12 protein-coding genes are annotated in these 16,830 nt (G+C 71.1%); 2 read left to right on the forward strand and 10 right to left on the reverse strand.

The genetic code is table 11. The features are described 5' to 3' along the window. Positions 1 to 87 precede the first annotated feature (87 nt). Together PGH47_RS35705 and PGH47_RS35710 are read right to left on the reverse strand one after the other, a co-directional pair. Positions 88 to 1,428 (reverse strand): MFS transporter, encoded by a 1,341-nt coding sequence (locus PGH47_RS35705; protein ID WP_271666853.1) that lies wholly within the window; start codon positions 1,426 to 1,428, stop codon positions 88 to 90. Between the two features lie 226 nt (positions 1,429 to 1,654). Continuing rightward, a complete protein-coding gene (locus tag PGH47_RS35710; protein ID WP_030956875.1) occupies positions 1,655 to 2,320 on the reverse strand; it encodes a TetR/AcrR family transcriptional regulator in 666 nt (221 codons plus the stop codon). Positions 2,321 to 2,491: 171 nt separating this feature from the next. Here PGH47_RS35710 and PGH47_RS35715 point away from each other — a divergent pair, with 171 nt between their 5' ends. Together PGH47_RS35715 and PGH47_RS35720 are read left to right on the forward strand one after the other, a co-directional pair. Beyond that, positions 2,492 to 3,388, forward strand: coding sequence for a shikimate dehydrogenase (locus PGH47_RS35715; RefSeq protein ID WP_271666854.1), 897 nt, complete (start codon positions 2,492 to 2,494; stop codon positions 3,386 to 3,388). 90 nt (positions 3,389 to 3,478) lie between these two features. Then, the gene (locus PGH47_RS35720) at positions 3,479 to 5,380 is read left to right on the forward strand and encodes a bifunctional sugar phosphate isomerase/epimerase/4-hydroxyphenylpyruvate dioxygenase family protein (RefSeq protein WP_271666855.1); all 1,902 of its coding nucleotides are present in this window, start codon (positions 3,479 to 3,481) and stop codon (positions 5,378 to 5,380) included. On the opposite strand, the gene PGH47_RS35725 is transcribed toward PGH47_RS35720, so the two are convergent. The 8 genes from PGH47_RS35725 to tal all read right to left on the reverse strand — a co-directional run bounded on the left by PGH47_RS35725 (position 5,367) and on the right by tal (position 16,813). Continuing rightward, complete coding sequence (locus tag PGH47_RS35725) at positions 5,367 to 6,833, reverse strand: membrane-associated oxidoreductase (RefSeq protein ID WP_271666856.1); 1,467 nt, start codon at positions 6,831 to 6,833, stop codon at positions 5,367 to 5,369. The two genes, PGH47_RS35720 and PGH47_RS35725, sit on opposite strands and share 14 nt — an antisense overlap. A gap of 53 nt (positions 6,834 to 6,886) precedes the next feature. Then, positions 6,887 to 9,751 carry a peroxidase family protein gene (locus PGH47_RS35730; RefSeq protein WP_271666857.1) on the reverse strand — a complete coding sequence of 955 codons (2,865 nt, stop codon included), beginning with the start codon at positions 9,749 to 9,751 and terminating at the stop codon, positions 6,887 to 6,889. Between the two features lie 290 nt (positions 9,752 to 10,041). Further along, positions 10,042 to 10,629, reverse strand: coding sequence for a histidine phosphatase family protein (locus tag PGH47_RS35735; RefSeq protein WP_271666858.1), 588 nt, complete (start codon positions 10,627 to 10,629; stop codon positions 10,042 to 10,044). 6 nt (positions 10,630 to 10,635) lie between these two features. After that, a complete protein-coding gene (gene gnd / locus PGH47_RS35740) occupies positions 10,636 to 11,514 on the reverse strand; it encodes a phosphogluconate dehydrogenase (NAD(+)-dependent, decarboxylating) (protein WP_271668227.1) in 879 nt (292 codons plus the stop codon). 5 nt (positions 11,515 to 11,519) lie between these two features. After that, positions 11,520 to 13,190 (reverse strand): glucose-6-phosphate isomerase, encoded by a 1,671-nt coding sequence (gene pgi, locus PGH47_RS35745; RefSeq protein ID WP_443048593.1) that lies wholly within the window; start codon positions 13,188 to 13,190, stop codon positions 11,520 to 11,522. Then, the gene (gene opcA, locus PGH47_RS35750) at positions 13,183 to 14,118 is read right to left on the reverse strand and encodes a glucose-6-phosphate dehydrogenase assembly protein OpcA (protein ID WP_271666859.1); all 936 of its coding nucleotides are present in this window, start codon (positions 14,116 to 14,118) and stop codon (positions 13,183 to 13,185) included. Before opcA ends, pgi begins: the two co-directional genes overlap by 8 nt. After that, on the reverse strand, positions 14,115 to 15,644 hold the full coding sequence (gene zwf, locus PGH47_RS35755; RefSeq protein ID WP_271666860.1) for a glucose-6-phosphate dehydrogenase: 1,530 nt from the start codon (positions 15,642 to 15,644) through the stop codon (positions 14,115 to 14,117). The genes opcA and zwf overlap by 4 nt, the downstream gene beginning before the upstream one ends. Then, complete coding sequence (gene tal / locus PGH47_RS35760; protein ID WP_271666861.1) at positions 15,641 to 16,813, reverse strand: transaldolase; 1,173 nt, start codon at positions 16,811 to 16,813, stop codon at positions 15,641 to 15,643. The genes zwf and tal overlap by 4 nt, the downstream gene beginning before the upstream one ends. Positions 16,814 to 16,830 lie beyond the last annotated feature (17 nt).

Raw genomic sequence — 16,830 nt, forward strand, 5'->3', positions numbered from 1 at the left:
CCCGCGCCCCTGAAGGGCCCGCCACCGCGGCTGATTGTTCAACGGCCGGTCCCCGGAGCCCTCATGGCGTCCGGGGACCGGTGTCGGTCAGGCGGCGACCTTCGCGGGTTGCGCGGATCGGCCGGCCGTCCGCTCACCCAGCTGCTCCGTCGGCACCTTCGCCGTCTCGCGGGCCGACAGCGCGGCCACGACCGGCGGCACGCACAGGGCGGCCGTGAACAGGGCCACCGCCGACCAGTCGTCGCCGTCCGGGCCGGCGATCTGCGCGGCGAAGGTGACCGCGAACCCGGCGACCGCGAAACCGATCTGGGTGCCGATGGCCATGCCGGACAGCCGGACCCGGGTGGAGAACATCTCGCCGTAGAAGGAGGGCCACACGCCGTTCGCGGCGCTGTAGACCACCCCGAAGGCGACGATGCCGAGCAGCAGGGTCAGGGGGTAGGAGCCGGTCGAGATGGCCCACAGGTACAGGAACATCGTCACCGCGCTGCCGGCCGCGCCGGCCAGGAACACCGGGCGGCGGCCGATGCGGTCCGACAGGGTGGCCCACAGCGGGATCGCGCCGAGCGCGACCAGGTTGGCGAGGGCGCCCACCCACAGCATCGAGGACTTGTCCATCCCGACCGAGTCGCTGGTGGCGTACGACAGCGCCCACACCGTGAAGATCGTGCTGACCGAGGCGACCAGCGCACCGCCGATCACCCGCAGCACATCCGCCCAGTGCTCCCGCAGCAGCACCGCCAGCGGCAGTTTGACGACGCCCTCGGTGGCGGCCTGCTGCTCGAAGGCCGGGGTCTCGTCGAGCTTGCGGCGGATGACATAGCCGACGACGGCGACCGCGACGCTCATCCAGAACGGCACCCGCCAGCCCCACGACATGAGCTGCTCCTCGGGCAGCGCGGCGATCGGGATGAAGACCAGCGTGGCCAGCAGCTGCCCGCCCTGTGTACCGCTCAGCGTGAAGCTGGTGAAGAATCCGCGGCGATGCGGTGGCGCGTGTTCGAGGGTCATGGAGTTGGCGCTGGCCTGCTCGCCGGCCGCCGAGATGCCCTGGAGGACACGGCACAGCACCAGCAGGACCGGCGCGAGGGTACCGACCTGGTCCCGGGTGGGCAGACAGCCGATGAGGAACGTCGATATGCCCATAAGGATCAGCGTGAAGACCATGATCTTCTTGCGGCCCACCCGGTCGCCGAAGTGACCGAGGAACAGCGCGCCCACCGGCCGGGCCGCGTACGCCACACCGAACGTGGCCAGCGACAGCAGGGTGGCCGTCGCCGGGTCGGACTCGTCGAAGAACACCTCGGGGAAGATCAGCGCGGCAGCGCTGCCGTAGATGAAGAAGTCGTAGTACTCCAGGGCGCTGCCGATCCAGGCGGCCATGGCCGCCTTCCGCGGCTGGCCGGCGTGCGTGTCGGGGACGGACACAGGGGTGCTCCTTCGAGGGAACTCCACCTTATGGGGAGTGTGTGCAGAGGAGGGGCGAGGCGCCGGATCCCTGGGGTGACGGGTCGGCCGAGCCGGGAGCTACCCGGCTAATTAACCCACTGGATAGTTAGTAGCGGATGGCTAGGGATGTTGCGCCGACGTTTCCCGGGTGTCAAGAGGTCACGCCGAAGGATCTTGTGGTGCGGGGCGCCCGGACCGGGCCCGGTCAGTCCTCTGCGCGCGGTGCCGTCAGATAGGCGATGACCATGTCGCCGAGCATCGTGCGGTAGTACTCGCGCCGGGCCGGATCCACCAGGTCGCGGCCGAACAGAGCGCCGAAGGTGTGCCGGTTGGAGACCCGGAAGAAGCAGTAGGAACTGATCATCGCGTGCAGGTCGACGGCGTCCACGTCGGCCGTGAACAGGCCGGACTCCTGTCCCGACTCCAGGATCCGGCGGATCACGTCAAGGGCCGGCGAACCGATCCGGCCGAGCTTCTCGGAGGCGGCGATGTGCTCGGCCCCGTGGATGTTCTCGATGCTGACCAGACGGATGAAGTCGGGGTGCTGCTCATGGTGGTCGAAGGTCAGCTCGGCCAGCCGGCGGATGGCGGCGACCGGGTCCAGGTGCTCGACGTCGAGCTGCTGCTCGGCCTCCCGGATCACGCCGTACGCCCGCTCCAGCACGGCCGTGAACAGCTGCTCCTTGCCGCCGAAGTAGTAGTAGATCATCCGCTTCGTGGTGCGGGTGCGGGCGGCGATCTCGTCCACGCGGGCCCCGTCGTACCCGGCGCGGGCGAACTCCTGCGTCGCGACGTCGAGGATCTCGGCCTGGGTGCGGGCGGCGTCGCGGATCCGCCCGTTGGTGCGTGCCGGCTCTTCGACGCTGGTCATCGGCTTCCTTCGGCCAGGGGCGGGTGCCGTCCGGTGGCCCACCCGCGTGCCGGTGATTGTAGAAGCCCGCTCGCCCCGCGTGTCGGGACAGGTCTTCACAAGCTCCCTCGCCGCCTGCTATGACTAACTCACCAGTTCGTACATTAGTGAGCCGCTCAGGAGGTCCCACCGGTGGCCAAGGACACCAAGGACTCGTATCTCGTCGGACTGATCGGTTCCGGCATCGGCCCCTCGCTCAGCCCGGCCCTGCACGAGCGCGAGGCCGTCCGCCAGGGCCTGCGCTATCTGTACCGGCTCATCGACATCGACACGCTCGGCGTCCCGCCCGAGGCGGTCGGCGACCTCGTGCGGTCCGCCCGTGACCTGGGCTTCGACGGGCTCAACATCACCCACCCCTGCAAGCAGCTCGTCATCGAGCACCTCGACGAGCTCGCCCCGCAGGCGGAGGCGCTGGGCGCGGTCAACACCGTCGTCTTCGAGGACGGCCGGGCCATCGGCCACAACACGGACGTCACCGGCTTCGCCGCGTCCTTCGCGCGCGGGCTGCCCGACGTACCGCTGGAGCGGGTGGTGCAGCTGGGCGCCGGGGGCGCGGGCGCGGCCGTCGCCCACGCCATGCTGACCCTCGGCGCCGAGCGGGTCACCGTTGTCGACGCGCTGGGCGAGCGGGCCGGGGAACTCGCGGAGGCGCTGAACCGGCACTTCGGCGCGGGGCGCGCTGCCGCGGCGGCACCTGATCGGCTGGCCCGGGTGGTCGGCGCGGCCGACGGCATCGTGCACGCCACGCCCACCGGTATGGCCGCGCATCCAGGGCTTCCCCTTCCCGCGGAACTGCTGCATCCGCGGTTGTGGGTCGCCGAGGTGGTCTACCGGCCGCTGGAGACGGAGCTGCTGCGTACCGCGCGTGCGGTCGGCTGCGCCGCTCTGGACGGGGGCGGGATGGCCGTGTTCCAGGCTGCGGATGCGTTTCGGCTGTTCACCGGGCGTGAGCCGGACGCTGCGCGAATGCTGGCGGACATCGAGGAGTTGGCCGGTGATGTAGAGAGCTCGGTGGGCAAGGCCGTGTGACAGCCGAGGCTCGTCCGTGGTTGTTCGCGCAGTTCCCCGCGCCCCCAAGAGAAGAGGGGCGCTGTAGTGCGGCGTGTTGAAGGAGCAGGTATGCGTACGTCCATCGCGACCGTTTCCCTGAGCGGGTCGCTCACCGAGAAACTCACCGCCGCCTCCCGGGCCGGGTTCGACGGGGTCGAGATCTTCGAGAACGATCTCCTCGCGAGCCCTCTCGGCCCCGAGGAGGTCCGTGCCCGATGTGCCGACCTGGGGCTGAGTATCGATCTCTACCAGCCGCTGCGGGACATCGAGGCTGTTCCCGCCGAGGAGTTCGCGCGCAATCTGCGGCGTGCCCGGCACAAGTTCGAGCTGATGCGCCGACTCGGGGCCGACACGGTCCTCGTCTGCTCCAGCATCCATCCGCTGGCCGTGGACGACGACGCGCTCGCCGCTGATCACCTGCGTCAACTCGCCGACCTGGCTGCGGAGTCCGGCGTCCGGGTGGCGTACGAGGCGCTGGCCTGGGGGCGGCACGTCAACACCTTCGGCCACGCCTGGCGCATCGTCGAGGCCGCCGACCACCCCGCGCTCGGGACCTGCCTGGACAGCTTCCACATCCTCTCCCGCGGCTCCGACCCCAAGGGCATCGCGGACATCCCCGGCGAGAAGATCTTCTTCCTCCAGCTCGCCGACGCCCCGCTGCTCGCGATGGACGTCCTCCAGTGGAGCCGCCACTACCGCTGCTTCCCCGGGCAGGGCGGCTTCGACGTCGCCGGACTCGTCCGCAACGTCCTCGACACCGGATACGACGGCCCGCTCTCCCTGGAGGTCTTCAACGACGTCTTCCGCCAGGCCGAGGCCGGCCCGACCGCCGTGGACGCCCACCGCTCGCTGCTCGTGCTGCAGGAGACGGTCGGCGTCGCGACCCCGCCCGCCCCCGTCGTCCCCACCGGCGTCGCCTTCGCCGAACTCGTCACGCCCGACGCCGAACCGGTCGCCGCCGTGCTCGGTGCCCTCGGCTTCGCCCGCGCTGGCCGCCATCGCACCAAGCCGGTCGACCTCTGGCAGCAGGGCGAGGCCCGCATCCTCGTCAACACCTCGGGCGCCGCCCGCCGTACCGGCACCGGCCTCGCCGCGATCGGCCTCGAATCACCCGACCCGGCCGGCGCCGCCCGCCGCGCCGAGGCCCTGCTGGCCCCCGTACTGCCGCGCCGCCGCGCCGCCGAGGACGCCCCGCTCGAAGCGGTCGCGGCACCCGACGGCACGGAACTCTTCTTCTGCGCCACGGACCGGCCCGAACTGCCCAACTGGCGCGCCGACTTCGAGGACGGGACCGGGGGGCCTCACGGCACCGATGCCATCGGCGGGTCCCACGGCACCGGCGATATCGGGGGGCCTCACCGAACCGGCGACAACGAGGGGTCCCACGGCACCGGCGTGACCGGCGGGCCCCACCGCACCGGCGTCCACCGCATCGACCACCTGGCCCTCACTCAGCCCTGGCACCACTTCGACGAGGCGGCCCTCTTCCACCGCAGCGTCCTCGGCCTGCACGCCCAGGAGAGCGTGGACGTCGCCGACCCGTACGGCCTGATGCGCAGCCGCGCCGTCACCAACGCCGACGGCAGCGTCCGTATCGCCCTGGGCGTCGGCGCGGCGCCCATGGACGACACCGTGCACGCCCAGCACATCGCGCTGGCGACGAGCGACGTCGTCGCCGCGGCCCGCCGCTTCCGGGAGGCGGGCGGGCGGCTCCTGCCGATCCCCGCCAACTACTACGACGACCTGGCGGCTCGTCACGAGTTCGCCGACGGTGAGCTGGAGACGTACCGCGAGCTGGGCATCCTCTACGACCGTGACGCGCACGGCGAGTTCCGGCACTGCTACACCATGACCGTCGGCCGCGTCTTCTTCGAGCTGGTGCAGCGGGACGGCTACCGGGGTTACGGGGCGCAGAACGCGCCCGTGCGGCTGGCCGCGCAGCACACCGCCCGGGCGGTCACTGGCGGCTGACGGTGCGGGTCACACCGGCGATGACCGTGGTGGCCAGGATCCAGCCGAGCAGGACCAGGGCGTACGCCAGGGCCTGTTGCGCGCCCTCCGGGGCGAACGCCGGCTCCTGACCGAAGGAGATCACCGGCAGCAGCAGGTCCAGCGTGTAGAAGACGGGGTTGAAGTGCGGTGCCTCGTCCGCCTTCAGGGCCGGGGGCTGATGCAGCGCGAACGCCACCGAGCCGACCGCGAGCAGGGACAGCAGCCAGCCCAGCGCCCGCATCGGCCGGAAGCCGTAGCCGACGGTGGCGTCCTGGACATGGCCCCACAGCCGGCCGTACCGGGGCAGGGTGCTGCGGTGCCGGCGCTGCTTCGCGAGCTGCACGAGCCGGGCCGCGTGGTCGTCTCCGGTGCGGCGGTAGGCGGCGGTCAACTGCTCGTACCCGTGCGGGTCGAAGGTGTCCTCGTCCCGCTCCAGCATGGGCAGCCGATCCTCGGGCGGCACGTGCGGGGTCAGCGAGGTGTACGTGAGGTCGAGGAGCCGGACCTGGTCCGGGAGCATCTCGGGCGCCAGGTTGAGGTGCTCTATCTGGGAGCGCCGCAGGTTGAGCATGCCCTCCATCCGCGGGCCCCGGCGCAGCCACACCTCGCCGATGACGCAGCTGCTCGCCCGTATCGCGGTGCCGCCGGGGTTGGACAGCCGGCTGTGCAGCAGGTCGAGCCGGCCGGGCACACGGGCGCCGCGCAGGTCGATCCGGCCGTGCGCGCTCAGCCGTCTGCCGAGGACGTTCGCGCCCACCTCCATGGCCTCGGCGCTCAGGACGAACTCGCCGGGATGCCTCAGTTCGGCGCCCTCCAGCCGGAGCGAGCCGCTGACCGTGGCGCCGTTCAGCCGGACCTCGCCGCGCGTGCGCAGCCGTGACGCGCACAGGTCCTCGCCGACGGTCACCTGATGGAGCTGGAGGACCGGGTCCTCGGTCCCCTCGGGCGCGGTGATCTCGGCATCCTCCAGATACAGCGCCCCGGCGATCTGCGCCCCGCCGAGCCGCACCCGCCCACGGAACCGGCACTTCGCCAGCCGCAGCCCGCCGTCGACCCGGATCCGGGCCGCCGCCAGACCGGGCAGGTCGGAGCCGGACAGATTGAGGTACTTCAGCTGCGCGCCGGACAGATCCGGGACGTCGTCGAACCGGCACTGACTCAGGCGCGCGACGCTCTCGACGGTCGCGTACCGCAGATCCAGGGCGCCGGTGATCCGCGCGCCCGCGACCTTGAGCGCGGCCACCTCACCGCCGACGACCGGGCCGTCGAGCAGCAGCGCCCGCAACACCGTGGCGCGCAGGGTCCGTTGCGGCCCCCAGTCGGCGCCCTCGGCCGCGCTCTCGTCCTGCGCCGAGCGGAAGTCGACGGCCTCACCCCTGGGGAAGGCATGCCACACCCGCAGCTCGGCCGGCGTCAGATCGTTGATCTCCATCAGCCGGGACTCTGACGCCGGCCGCCGAACCTGTCAACTCACCGCCCACCGGCTCAGGAAGGCCCGTCGGACGGCCGCACCGCCCGCCACGGCGCGAAGGCGCTCGCCCCGCGCGGCAGCAGCGCCGCCAGCTCCGGGCAGTGCCGCTGGATCACGGAGTTCATGCCGCCCCGCTCCACCCAATCGATACCCAGCGGCGTGTACACCTCGGGCCGGTAGTCGACAGTGAGGAACCGGTCGGACTGCAGGCGCCGGCTCGCCATCAGGATGAAAACCCGGAACGCGGTGTCGCTGAAGCCGAATCCGGTCGGCGGGTTCTCCCCGAACAGCCCCACCACGGTGTCGATCTCGTCGACCGAGCGGTAGACCTCCTTCAGCCGCGCCAGCGTCTCGGCGTTCTCCGTCAGCTCCTCGAAGGAACGCAGACGCGCCTGGTGCAGCCCCGCACGGAAGTCGTTGTAGCGGGGCACGCCACGCCGCCGTGTGCGCACCAGGTCCACCACCGACAGATCGATGATCTCGCCCTCCCGCTCGAACCGCTGGAGCGAGCGCGGGAAGTTGTGCAGGGTGATCGCGCCGGGGTGGGCGATGCCGAACGAGTACAACGTGTTCGCCAGGCCCGTCTTGCGGATCCGCGCCTCGGCCGCGCCGCCCTGGACGTCCAGGAAGCCGACCGTCTCCAGGCGCTGCCCGAAGTGGTGCTCGCGCAGCTCGAAGTCGTCCGGGATCAGCGGGTGCATGCGGTAGACGGTGACGAAGTCCTCGGTGAGGGAGTACGGCGCCGCGTGGTGGTCCGGCAGCGTCTTCGGGATGCCGGTGAGCGAGTGCGCCTCCAACAGCCACAGGCCCAGTCGGTCCAGCCATTTGCGGGGCGGTCCCTGCCAGTTGGTGTGCAGGGCGATGTCGATCGCCTCGGTCGCGAGGATCGCCGGGGTCCACTCCACCGTGTGGATCTTCGCGATCAGCGCGGAGACCACCAGCCGGGCGGTCTGGTAGATCCGCTCCTCGCCCATCGCCGGGTACTCGGCGCGCAGTGCGGCGCACACCGCGTTGTGCTCCCGCGCGAACAACGTGTGCATGGCGCTCAGCCCCATCCACCAGTTGTCGCCGAACCCCGTCAGCGGGATCCCGCCGTTGCCGCCGGCCGGCAGGTGCCCGTCCTCCAGGCGGAGTTCGGCACGCCCGTCGGCCTCGCGCAGGAAACGGGCGGTCCGTTCGTCGCCGCCGTACACCTCCGAGCCGTCCCACCAGTGGGAGGCGGTGTTGCCGAAGAGGAGGGGCGGCCGGCCCGGCACCTCGATGCCCTCGTTCTCCGCGAACCGCATCACGTTCTCGTCCGGCCCGCCCGGTGTGTTGTGCCACGGCCCGCTGCCGGGCGGCAGCGGCACCTCGACGGAGCGCTCACCGGGCTTGTGGCGCCGGTGGTTGACCCAGTCGTGCACCTGGAACTGGATCCAGGCCGCGGCCAGCACGTTCAGCGAGGTCGCGGGCAGGAAGCTCTCGCGGTACAGGAGCCGGCGGCTCACCGTCACCGGGTTCGGGGTGCCGTGGAGGTCGGGGCGGTGGTCGGGCCGGAGGTTGCGGCCGAAGGCCGAGCCGACGGCGCCCATCCGCGGGTCCGACAGATCGTTGTACGTGCCGTCGTAGGACCGTTCGCCGCGCAGCCGCTCCGGGACCGGCTCGGGCACCCGCTGGGCGCGCGGGGGTGCCTCGCGCGGCTCGGTGTCGATCAGGTTCAGCCGGCGCAGCACCCGGCGCAGGAACACGAGGTTCAGCAGACTCAGCTGCACCGGCAGCCGGTGCCAGGGCACATACCGGTTCAGCAGCCCGAACGCCGCCTCGACAGGCCGGCCCAGCACCCTGTTGCGCAACGGCTCCTCGGTGACGAACCGCAGCCCCAGCCGGTGCGCGCTCGACGCCTGGTACGCGGCCTTGCGGGCCCGGTTGATGTTGCCGAGCGGGCGGAACCGCTCGGTCGTGTACCAGGGGTTGAAGGCGAGGTCCTCGATCCGGCGTGCGGCCGTGTGTGCCTCGGCGCTGTCCAGGTCCTGGCAGGGGACGGTCAGGCGGGCGACCGGGAGCGCGGGCGACATGCCGTCCGTCCACTCCACCGAGGCGTCCTCGACCGGAGTGCGCCGCTCGTCCACGAACCGCTGCACGCACAGGTCGTACTCGACGGCGCCGCGCGCCAGCCGGTCGGCGAACTCCCGGTGGAGGAAGTCCGGGTCACCGCGGTCCGGGGTGGGCGCGGGGGCGCTGCCCGGCGCCGGCCGCAGCAGGAACCGCACCGGGCCGGCCTCGCCCCACAGCATGGCGCCCCGGCTCCAGTACGTCTCCGTCGCGAGGGAGTCGACGGTGTGCCGTGTCGCCGCCCGCACATTGCGCCGCATCCGGCCGGCGGTCCGCGGACCGACGGCCAGGGGCAACTTCACCAGCAGCGCGAACGCCTTCCGCAAGGGGCTGCGGGCGCCCGCCATCGCCCTGGCGAAGGCCACGAACTCCCGGGCGTTCGCGGCATGCGAGACCGGATGGCTGGTCGCCAGCAGATCGTGGCTCTCCTCCTCCGTCACCCGCACCCTGACGGCCGCCCCGCGCAGATCGGGCGAGCCGTCGCCCTGCCGGATGCCGCTCGCGTCGGACAGCCGGACGGTCGCCGGATACTCGGCGCCAGGCCGGGCGAACCCCACGCGCAGGGCCGCCGGGAGGTCGTCGTGGAAGCGCAGCCGCGCGTTCTCCACGGCCACCGGCGCCTTCGCGTGGAAGGCCCGGGCGACCGGGCCGCCCCCGGCCCGCCGGTTCTTCACCTGCACGCGCATCAGCTCGCGGGCCAGCCGTTCGAACACCAGCCGTTCCGCCCGCGGACTGCCGCCTTCGTACCGTTCGTAGCGCTGCTCGTGCTGCTGCCCTGACTCGGCCATTGGCGGACTTCCTTCGTACGACTGCGTACGGATGCGTACGTGGCAGGGGCCAGCACGCTACCGACGGGCCCGCGGCGGCCGCAGCGAAGGTTCGCGCCGATGTCCTCCCGGATGTTCCGGATGTGAACAACCCTGCGGAGAGCGGCACTCGGGCACGTCAGGAGGGCGCGCTGAGGCGGGCAGGAACCCGGTGCCGGTCCCGCACACACCTCAGCATCCCAGCAACCCCACCCGGTCGCATCCGCAGTGGCCGAGGGCCGCGCCTCCCGCCGGAACCGGCACCGGGGAGTTCAGGACCTGTTGTTCCATTCCGCGATCACCGGCCGGCCGTGCTCCGTCGACAGCCGGCTCACCGTGCCCGTGGCCAGCTGGAACAGCCGTCCGTCCGCCGGGGCGAGCCCCAGCCGACGGGCCGTCACGACCCGCAGGAAGTGCCCGTGCGCCACGAGGACCACATCGCCGTCCGGCAGCGCCGCCGCGACCCGGGCGAGCACCCGGTCGGCACGCGCTCCCACCTCGGCCGGTGACTCACCCGGGTGGTCGGGCGGGCCGGGTGTCACGCCGTCGGTCCACAGGTACCAGTCGGGACGGGTGCGGTGGATGTCTACGGTGGTGACACCCTCGTAGCCGCCGTAGTCCCACTCGTGGAGATCGGGGTCGGGTACGGCCCCGGTCACGCCCGCCAGTTCGGCGGTGCGGGCCGCGCGGCTCAGCGGGCTGGTGAGCGCCAGGGCGAAGGTCCGGCCGGACAGGAGCGGGGCGAGGGACTTGGCCTGTTCCTCGCCGTCCTGAGTGAGGGGCAGGTCGGTGAAGCTCGTGTGCCGGCCCGACCTGCTCCACTCCGTCTCACCGTGGCGGACCAGAAAGAGATCCCCCACGGTCCGCTACTCCTTCGACTCGACCGCGTGCCCGCCGAACTGGTTGCGCAGCGCCGCGATCATCTTCATCTGCGGGGAGTCGTCCTGCCGCGAGGCGAACCGGGCGAACAGGGACGCCGTGATCGCGGGCAGCGGGACGGCGTGGTCGATGGCCGCCTCGACGGTCCACCGGCCCTCGCCGGAGTCCTGCGCGAAGCCCTTCAGCTTCTTCAGGTGCTCGTCCTCGTCGAGGGCGTTCACCGCGAGGTCCAGCAGCCAGGAGCGGATGACCGTGCCCTGCTGCCACGAGCGGAACACCTCACGGACGTTGTCCACCGAGTTGACCTTCTCCAGCAGCTCCCAGCCCTCGGCGTAGGCCTGCATCATGGCGTACTCGATGCCGTTGTGGACCATCTTCGAGAAGTGCCCGGCACCGACCCGGCCCGCGTGGACATAGCCGTACGGCCCTTCCGGCTTGAGGGCCTCGAAGATGGGCTGGAGCCGCTCCACGTGCTCCTTGTCGCCGCCGACCATCAGCGCATAGCCGTTCTCCAGGCCCCACACACCGCCGGAGACGCCCGCGTCGACGAAGCCGATGCCCTTGATGCCGAGCTCGGCGGCGTGCTTCTCGTCGTCCGTCCAGCGGGAGTTGCCGCCGTCGACCACCGTGTCGCCCGGGGACAGCAGGTCCTTGAGCTCGTCGACGACGCCCTGCGTGGCGGTGCCGGCCGGGACCATCACCCACACCGTGCGCGGCGCGTCGAGCTGCTCGACCAGCTCTTCGAGGCTCTTGACGTCGGAGACCTCGGGGTTGCGGTCGTAGCCGACGACGGTGTGGCCGGCGCGGCGGATCCGCTCGCGCATGTTGCCGCCCATCTTGCCGAGACCGATGAGGCCCAACTGCATGGCTGTCATGTCAGATTCACTTCCTTGAGTTCACGGTAGGCGGCCACGAGGGCGGCGGTGGAGGCGTCGAGACCGGGCACGTCGGCGCCCTCGGTGAGGGCGGGCTCGACCCGCTTGGCGAGGACCTTGCCGAGCTCCACGCCCCACTGGTCGAAGGAGTCGATGTTCCACACCGCGCCCTGCACGAAGACCTTGTGCTCGTAGAGGGCGATCAGCTGGCCGAGGACCGACGGGGTCAGCTCACGGGCGAGGATCGTGGTCGTGGGGTGGTTGCCGAGGAAGGTGCGGTGCGGGACCTGCGCCTCGGGCACGCCCTCCGCGCGGACCTCGTCGGCGGTCTTGCCGAAGGCCAGCGCCTGGCCCTGCGCGAACAGGTTCGCCATCAACAGGTCGTGCTGCGCCGCCAGTTCGTCGCCCAGCTCGGCGACCGGGCGGGCGAAGCCGATCAGGTCGGCCGGGATCAGCCGGGTGCCCTGGTGGATCAACTGGTAGTAGGCGTGCTGCCCGTTGGTGCCTGGCGTGCCCCACACCACCGGACCGGTCTCCCAGCCCACGACGTGCCCGTCCCGGTCCACCGACTTGCCGTTGGACTCCATGTCCAGCTGCTGGAGGTACGCGGTGAACTTCGACAGATAGTGGCTGTACGGCAGCACCGCGTGGGACTCGGCGCCGAAGAGGTTGCCGTACCAGATGCCCAACAGGCCCATGATCAGCGGGGCGTTGCCCTCGGCGGGCGCGCTCCTGAAGTGTTCGTCGACGGTGTGGAAGCCGTCGAGCATCGCCCGGAACTGCGCCGGGCCGATGGCGATCATCAGGGACAGGCCGATCGCCGAGTCGTAGGAGTAGCGGCCGCCGACCCAGTCCCAGAACTCGAACATGTTGTCCGGGTCGATGCCGAACCCGGTGACCTTGCCGGCGTTGGTCGACAGCGCCACGAAGTGCTTCGCGACCGCCTTCTCCTCGCCGCCGAGCCCCTGAAGGAGCCACGAGCGTGCCGAGGTGGCGTTGGTGATCGTCTCGATCGTGGTGAACGTCTTCGACGCCACGATGAACAGCGTCTCGGCCGGGTCCAGGTCCCGCACCGCCTCGTGCAGGTCGGCACCGTCGACGTTGGAGACGAACCGGAACGTCAACTCCCGCGCGCTGAACGGGCGGAGCGCCTCGTACGCCATCGCGGGTCCCAGATCCGAGCCGCCGATGCCGATGTTGACGACGTTCCTGATCCGCTTGCCGGTGTACCCGGTCCAGGCGCCGGAACGGACGCGCTCGGCGAAACCGCTCATCTTGTCGAGCACGGAGTGCACCTTGGGCACGACGTTCTCGCCGTCCACCTCGATCACCGCGTCCCGCGGCGCCCGCAGCGCGGTGTGCAGCACCGCCCGGTCCTCGGTGACGTTGATCTTCTCGCCGCGGAACATTGCGTCGCGCAGCCCCGACACATCGGTGGCGACGGCCAGTTCGTGCAGCAGGGCGAGCGTCTCGTCGGTGACCAGGTGCTTGGAGTAGTCGATGCGCAGATCGCCCACCCGCACGACGTACCGCTCGGCGCGGGACGGGTCGGCGGCGAACAGCTCACGCAACTGCGGGCGCTGCATCGCATCCGCACGGTGGTCCTCCAGGGCCGCCCACTCGGGACGGCGGTTGAGCCTCGGGGAACCGGACAGCGAGTCAGACATGGGTGGAGGTCTCCTTGCCGGCCTCGCCCCGCAGGGCGATGGCGTACATCTCGTCGGCGTCGAGGCGCCTGAGCTCCTCGGCGATGAGTTCGGAGGTGGTGCGGACCTTCAGCGCGAGGGTGCGCGAGGGCTGGTCCGGCAGGGACAGCGTGGCCAGCGGTCCCTCGGGGCGGTCGATGACGATCTCGCCGTTCTCGGTGCCCAGACGCACACCCGTGACGACCGGTCCGGCGGTCACCACCCGCTCGGCGGTGACGTGCAGCCGGGCCTCCAGCCAGCGCGCCAGCAGCTCGGCGGCCGGGTTGTCGGCCTCGGCCTCCACGACCGCCGACACGATCGGCACCCGGGCCTGATCCAGGGCCGCGGCGAGCATGGACCGCCACGGGGTGAGCCTGGTCCAGGCGAGGTCGGTGTCGCCGGGCGCGTAGGAACGGGCGCGGACCTCCAGGTCGGACAGCGGGGTCTCGGTGGTGTACAGGTCGGTGATCCGGCGCTGGGCCAGCGCGCCCAGCGGGTCCTTCGACGGGTTCTCCGGCGCGTCCACCGGCCACCACACCACGACCGGCGCGTCCGGCAGCAGCAGCGGCAGCACCACCGAGTCGGCGTGGTCGGACACCTCGCCGTACATCCGCAGGATCACCGTCTCGCCGGTGCCGGCGTCGGCGCCCACCCGGACCTCGGCGTCGAGGTGGGAGCGGGTGCGGTCGCGCGGGGTGCGGGCGTGCCGCTTGATGACGACCAGGGTGCGCGCCGGGTGTTCGTGCGACGCCTCCTCGGCCGCCTTGATCGAGTCGTAGGCGTTCTCCTCGTCCGTGACGATGACCATCGTCAGGACCATGCCCACGGCCGGCGTGCCGATCGCGCGGCGGCCCTGCACCAACGCCTTGTTGATCTTGCTTGCCGTGGTGTCGCTCAGGTCGATCTTCATGGCCTGCGCCAGCTCCGTCCGTCTCGTGCGAGCATCTCGTCGGCTTCCTCGGGTCCCCAGCTCCCGGACGCGTACCGCGCCGGCCTGCCGTGTGTGTCCCAGTACTCCTCGATCGGGTCGAGGATCTTCCAGGACTCTTCCACTTCCTGGTGACGGGGGAACAAATTCGCGTCCCCGAGGAGGACATCCAGGATGAGCCGCTCGTAGGCCTCCGGGCTCGACTCCGTGAAGGATTCGCCGTACGCGAAGTCCATCGTCACGTCCCGGATCTCCATCGAGGTACCCGGCACCTTGGAGCCGAACCGCACCGTCACGCCCTCGTCCGGCTGGACGCGGATGACGATGGCGTTCTGGCCCAGCTCCTCGGTGGCGGTGGCGTCGAAGGGCGAGTGCGGTGCCCGCTGGAAGACGACCGCGATCTCCGTCACCCGCCGTCCGAGCCGCTTGCCGGTGCGCAGGTAGAACGGCACGCCCGCCCAGCGCCGGTTGTCCACGTTCAGCCTGACGGCCGCGTAGGTGTCGGTCCTGGAGTCCGGGTCGATGCCGTCCTCGTCGAGGTACCCGAGCACCTTCTCGCCGCCCTGCCAGGCCGTCGCGTACTGCCCGCGCACGGTGTGCCGGCCGAGGTCCTCCGGCAGCTTGACGGCCCTGAGCACCTTCAGCTTCTCGGTGAGCAGCGACGCGGCGTCGAACGCGGCCGGCTCCTCCATGGCGGTGAGCGCCATCAGCTGGAGCAGGTGGTTCTGGATGACGTCACGGGCCGATCCGATGCCGTCGTAGTACCCGGCGCGGCCGCCGATGCCGATGTCCTCGGCCATCGTGATCTGCACATGGTCGACGTACGACCGGTTCCAGATCGGCTCGAACATCTGGTTCGCGAACCGCAGCGCCAGGATGTTCTGGACGGTCTCCTTGCCGAGATAGTGGTCGATCCGGAAGACCTGCTCCGGGTCGAACACGTCGTGCACGATCGCGTTCAGCTCCCGGGCGCTGGCGAGATCCCGGCCGAACGGCTTCTCGATGACCGCCCGCCGCCAGGACTCCTCGGGGGCGTCCGCAAGGCCGTGCTTCTTCAGCTGCTGCACGACCTTCGGGAAGAACTTCGGCGGTACGGAGAGGTAGAAGGCGTAGTTGCCGCTGGTGCCGCGTGCCTTGTCCAGCTCCTCCACGGTCTGGCGCAGCCGGTCGAACGCCGTGTCGTCGTCGAAGTCACCGGGGATGAACCGCATGCCCTCCGACAGCTGCTGCCAGACCTCCTCACGGAACTCGGTACGGGCGTGCTCGCGCACCGAGTCGTGCACGATCTGCGCGAAGTCCTCGTCCTCCCAGTCCCGGCGGGCGAACCCGACCAGGGAGAAGCCCGGCGGCAGCATGCCGCGGTTGGCCAGGTCGTACACGGCCGGCATCAGCTTCTTGCGGGACAGGTCACCCGTGACCCCGAAGATCACGAGCCCGGACGGGCCCGCGATCCGGGGGAGACGGCGGTCCCGCGCGTCGCGGAGGGGGTTGTCCCAGTCGGAGGTCATTCTGCGTCAGCTCCCTTGCTGCCGAGCGACTTCTTGACGGCGTCCAACAGGTCCTGCCACGCCACCTCGAACTTGGCGACGGCCTCGTGCTCCAACCGGGTGACGACCTCGTCGTAGGAGATCCCGAGCGCCTCCACGGCGGCCAGGTCGGCGCGGGCCCGCGCATAGCCGCCCGTCACCGTGTCGCCGGTGATCTCACCGTGGTCGGCGGTGGCGTTCAGCGTTGCCTCGGGCATCGTGTTGACGGTGCCGGGCGCGACGAGTTCGTCCACGTACAGGGTGTCCTTGTAGGCGGGGTCCTTCACGCCCGTGGAGGCCCACAGCGGGCGCTGCTTGTTTGCGCCGGCCCCGGTCAGGGCCGTCCAGCGGGCTGTCGACCGTGCCGCGTCGTCGGCAGCGCCGAACACATCCTCGTACGCCTCGTAGGCGAGGCGCGCGTTGGCGAGCGCCGCGCGGCCCTTCAGCGCGAGGGCCTCGCCCGTGCCGATGGCCGTCAGCCGCTTGTCGATGTCGGCGTCGACGCGGGAGACGAAGAAGGACGCCACGGAGTGGATGGCGGACAGGTCCAGGCCGTTCGCCGCGGCCTTCTCCAGACCGGCCAGGTAGGCGTCCATGACCTCGCGGTAGCGCTCCAGCGAGAAGATCAGGGTCACGTTGACGCTGATGCCGAGGCCGATGACCTCGGTGATCGCCGGCAGGCCCGCCCGCGTCGCCGGGATCTTGATCATGACGTTGGGGCGGTCGACGAGCCAGGCGAGCTGCTTGGCCTCGGCGATCGTCGCCGCCGTCTGGTGCGCGAGGCGCGGGTCGACCTCGATGGAGACCCGGCCGTCGCGGCCGTCGGTGGAGTCGTACACGGGCCGCAGGATGTCGGCGGCTGCTCGGACGTCGGCGGTGGTCATCATCCGCACGGCCTCGTCGACCGTGACGCCCCGCACCGCGAGGTCGGCGAGCTGCTCCGCGTATCCCTCGCCGGAACCTATGGCGGCCTGGAAGATGGACGGGTTGGTGGTGACGCCCACGACGTTCTTGTCCGCGACGAGTTCGGCGAGGTTGCCGGACTCGATCCGCTTGCGCGAGAGGTCGTCCAGCCAGATCGAGACGCCCTCGTCGGCCAGGCGCTTCAGCGTGCCCGCGGTCGCGGTCGCTTCGGTGGTCACAGTGATCATCTTCTTTCTGCGTTCAG

It is taken from the genome of Streptomyces sp. HUAS 31 (genome assembly GCF_028198125.1).
In the GTDB taxonomy this organism is placed as follows: Bacteria; Actinomycetota; Actinomycetes; order Streptomycetales; family Streptomycetaceae; genus Streptomyces; species Streptomyces chartreusis.

Coding starts and splice junctions, on each gene's coding strand:
- PGH47_RS35710 (WP_030956875.1), bottom strand. CDS start 2,320: ATGACCAGCGTCGAAGAGCCGGCACGCACCAACGGGCGGATCCGCGAC.
- PGH47_RS35720 (WP_271666855.1), top strand. CDS start 3,479: ATGCGTACGTCCATCGCGACCGTTTCCCTGAGCGGGTCGCTCACCGAG.
- PGH47_RS35725 (WP_271666856.1), bottom strand. CDS start 6,833: ATGGAGATCAACGATCTGACGCCGGCCGAGCTGCGGGTGTGGCATGCC.
- PGH47_RS35730 (WP_271666857.1), bottom strand. CDS start 9,751: ATGGCCGAGTCAGGGCAGCAGCACGAGCAGCGCTACGAACGGTACGAA.
- gnd (WP_271668227.1), bottom strand. CDS start 11,514: ATGCAGTTGGGCCTCATCGGTCTCGGCAAGATGGGCGGCAACATGCGC.
- pgi (WP_443048593.1), bottom strand. CDS start 13,190: ATGTCTGACTCGCTGTCCGGTTCCCCGAGGCTCAACCGCCGTCCCGAG.
- opcA (WP_271666859.1), bottom strand. CDS start 14,118: ATGAAGATCGACCTGAGCGACACCACGGCAAGCAAGATCAACAAGGCG.
- zwf (WP_271666860.1), bottom strand. CDS start 15,644: ATGACCTCCGACTGGGACAACCCCCTCCGCGACGCGCGGGACCGCCGT.
- tal (WP_271666861.1), bottom strand. CDS start 16,813: ATGATCACTGTGACCACCGAAGCGACCGCGACCGCGGGCACGCTGAAG.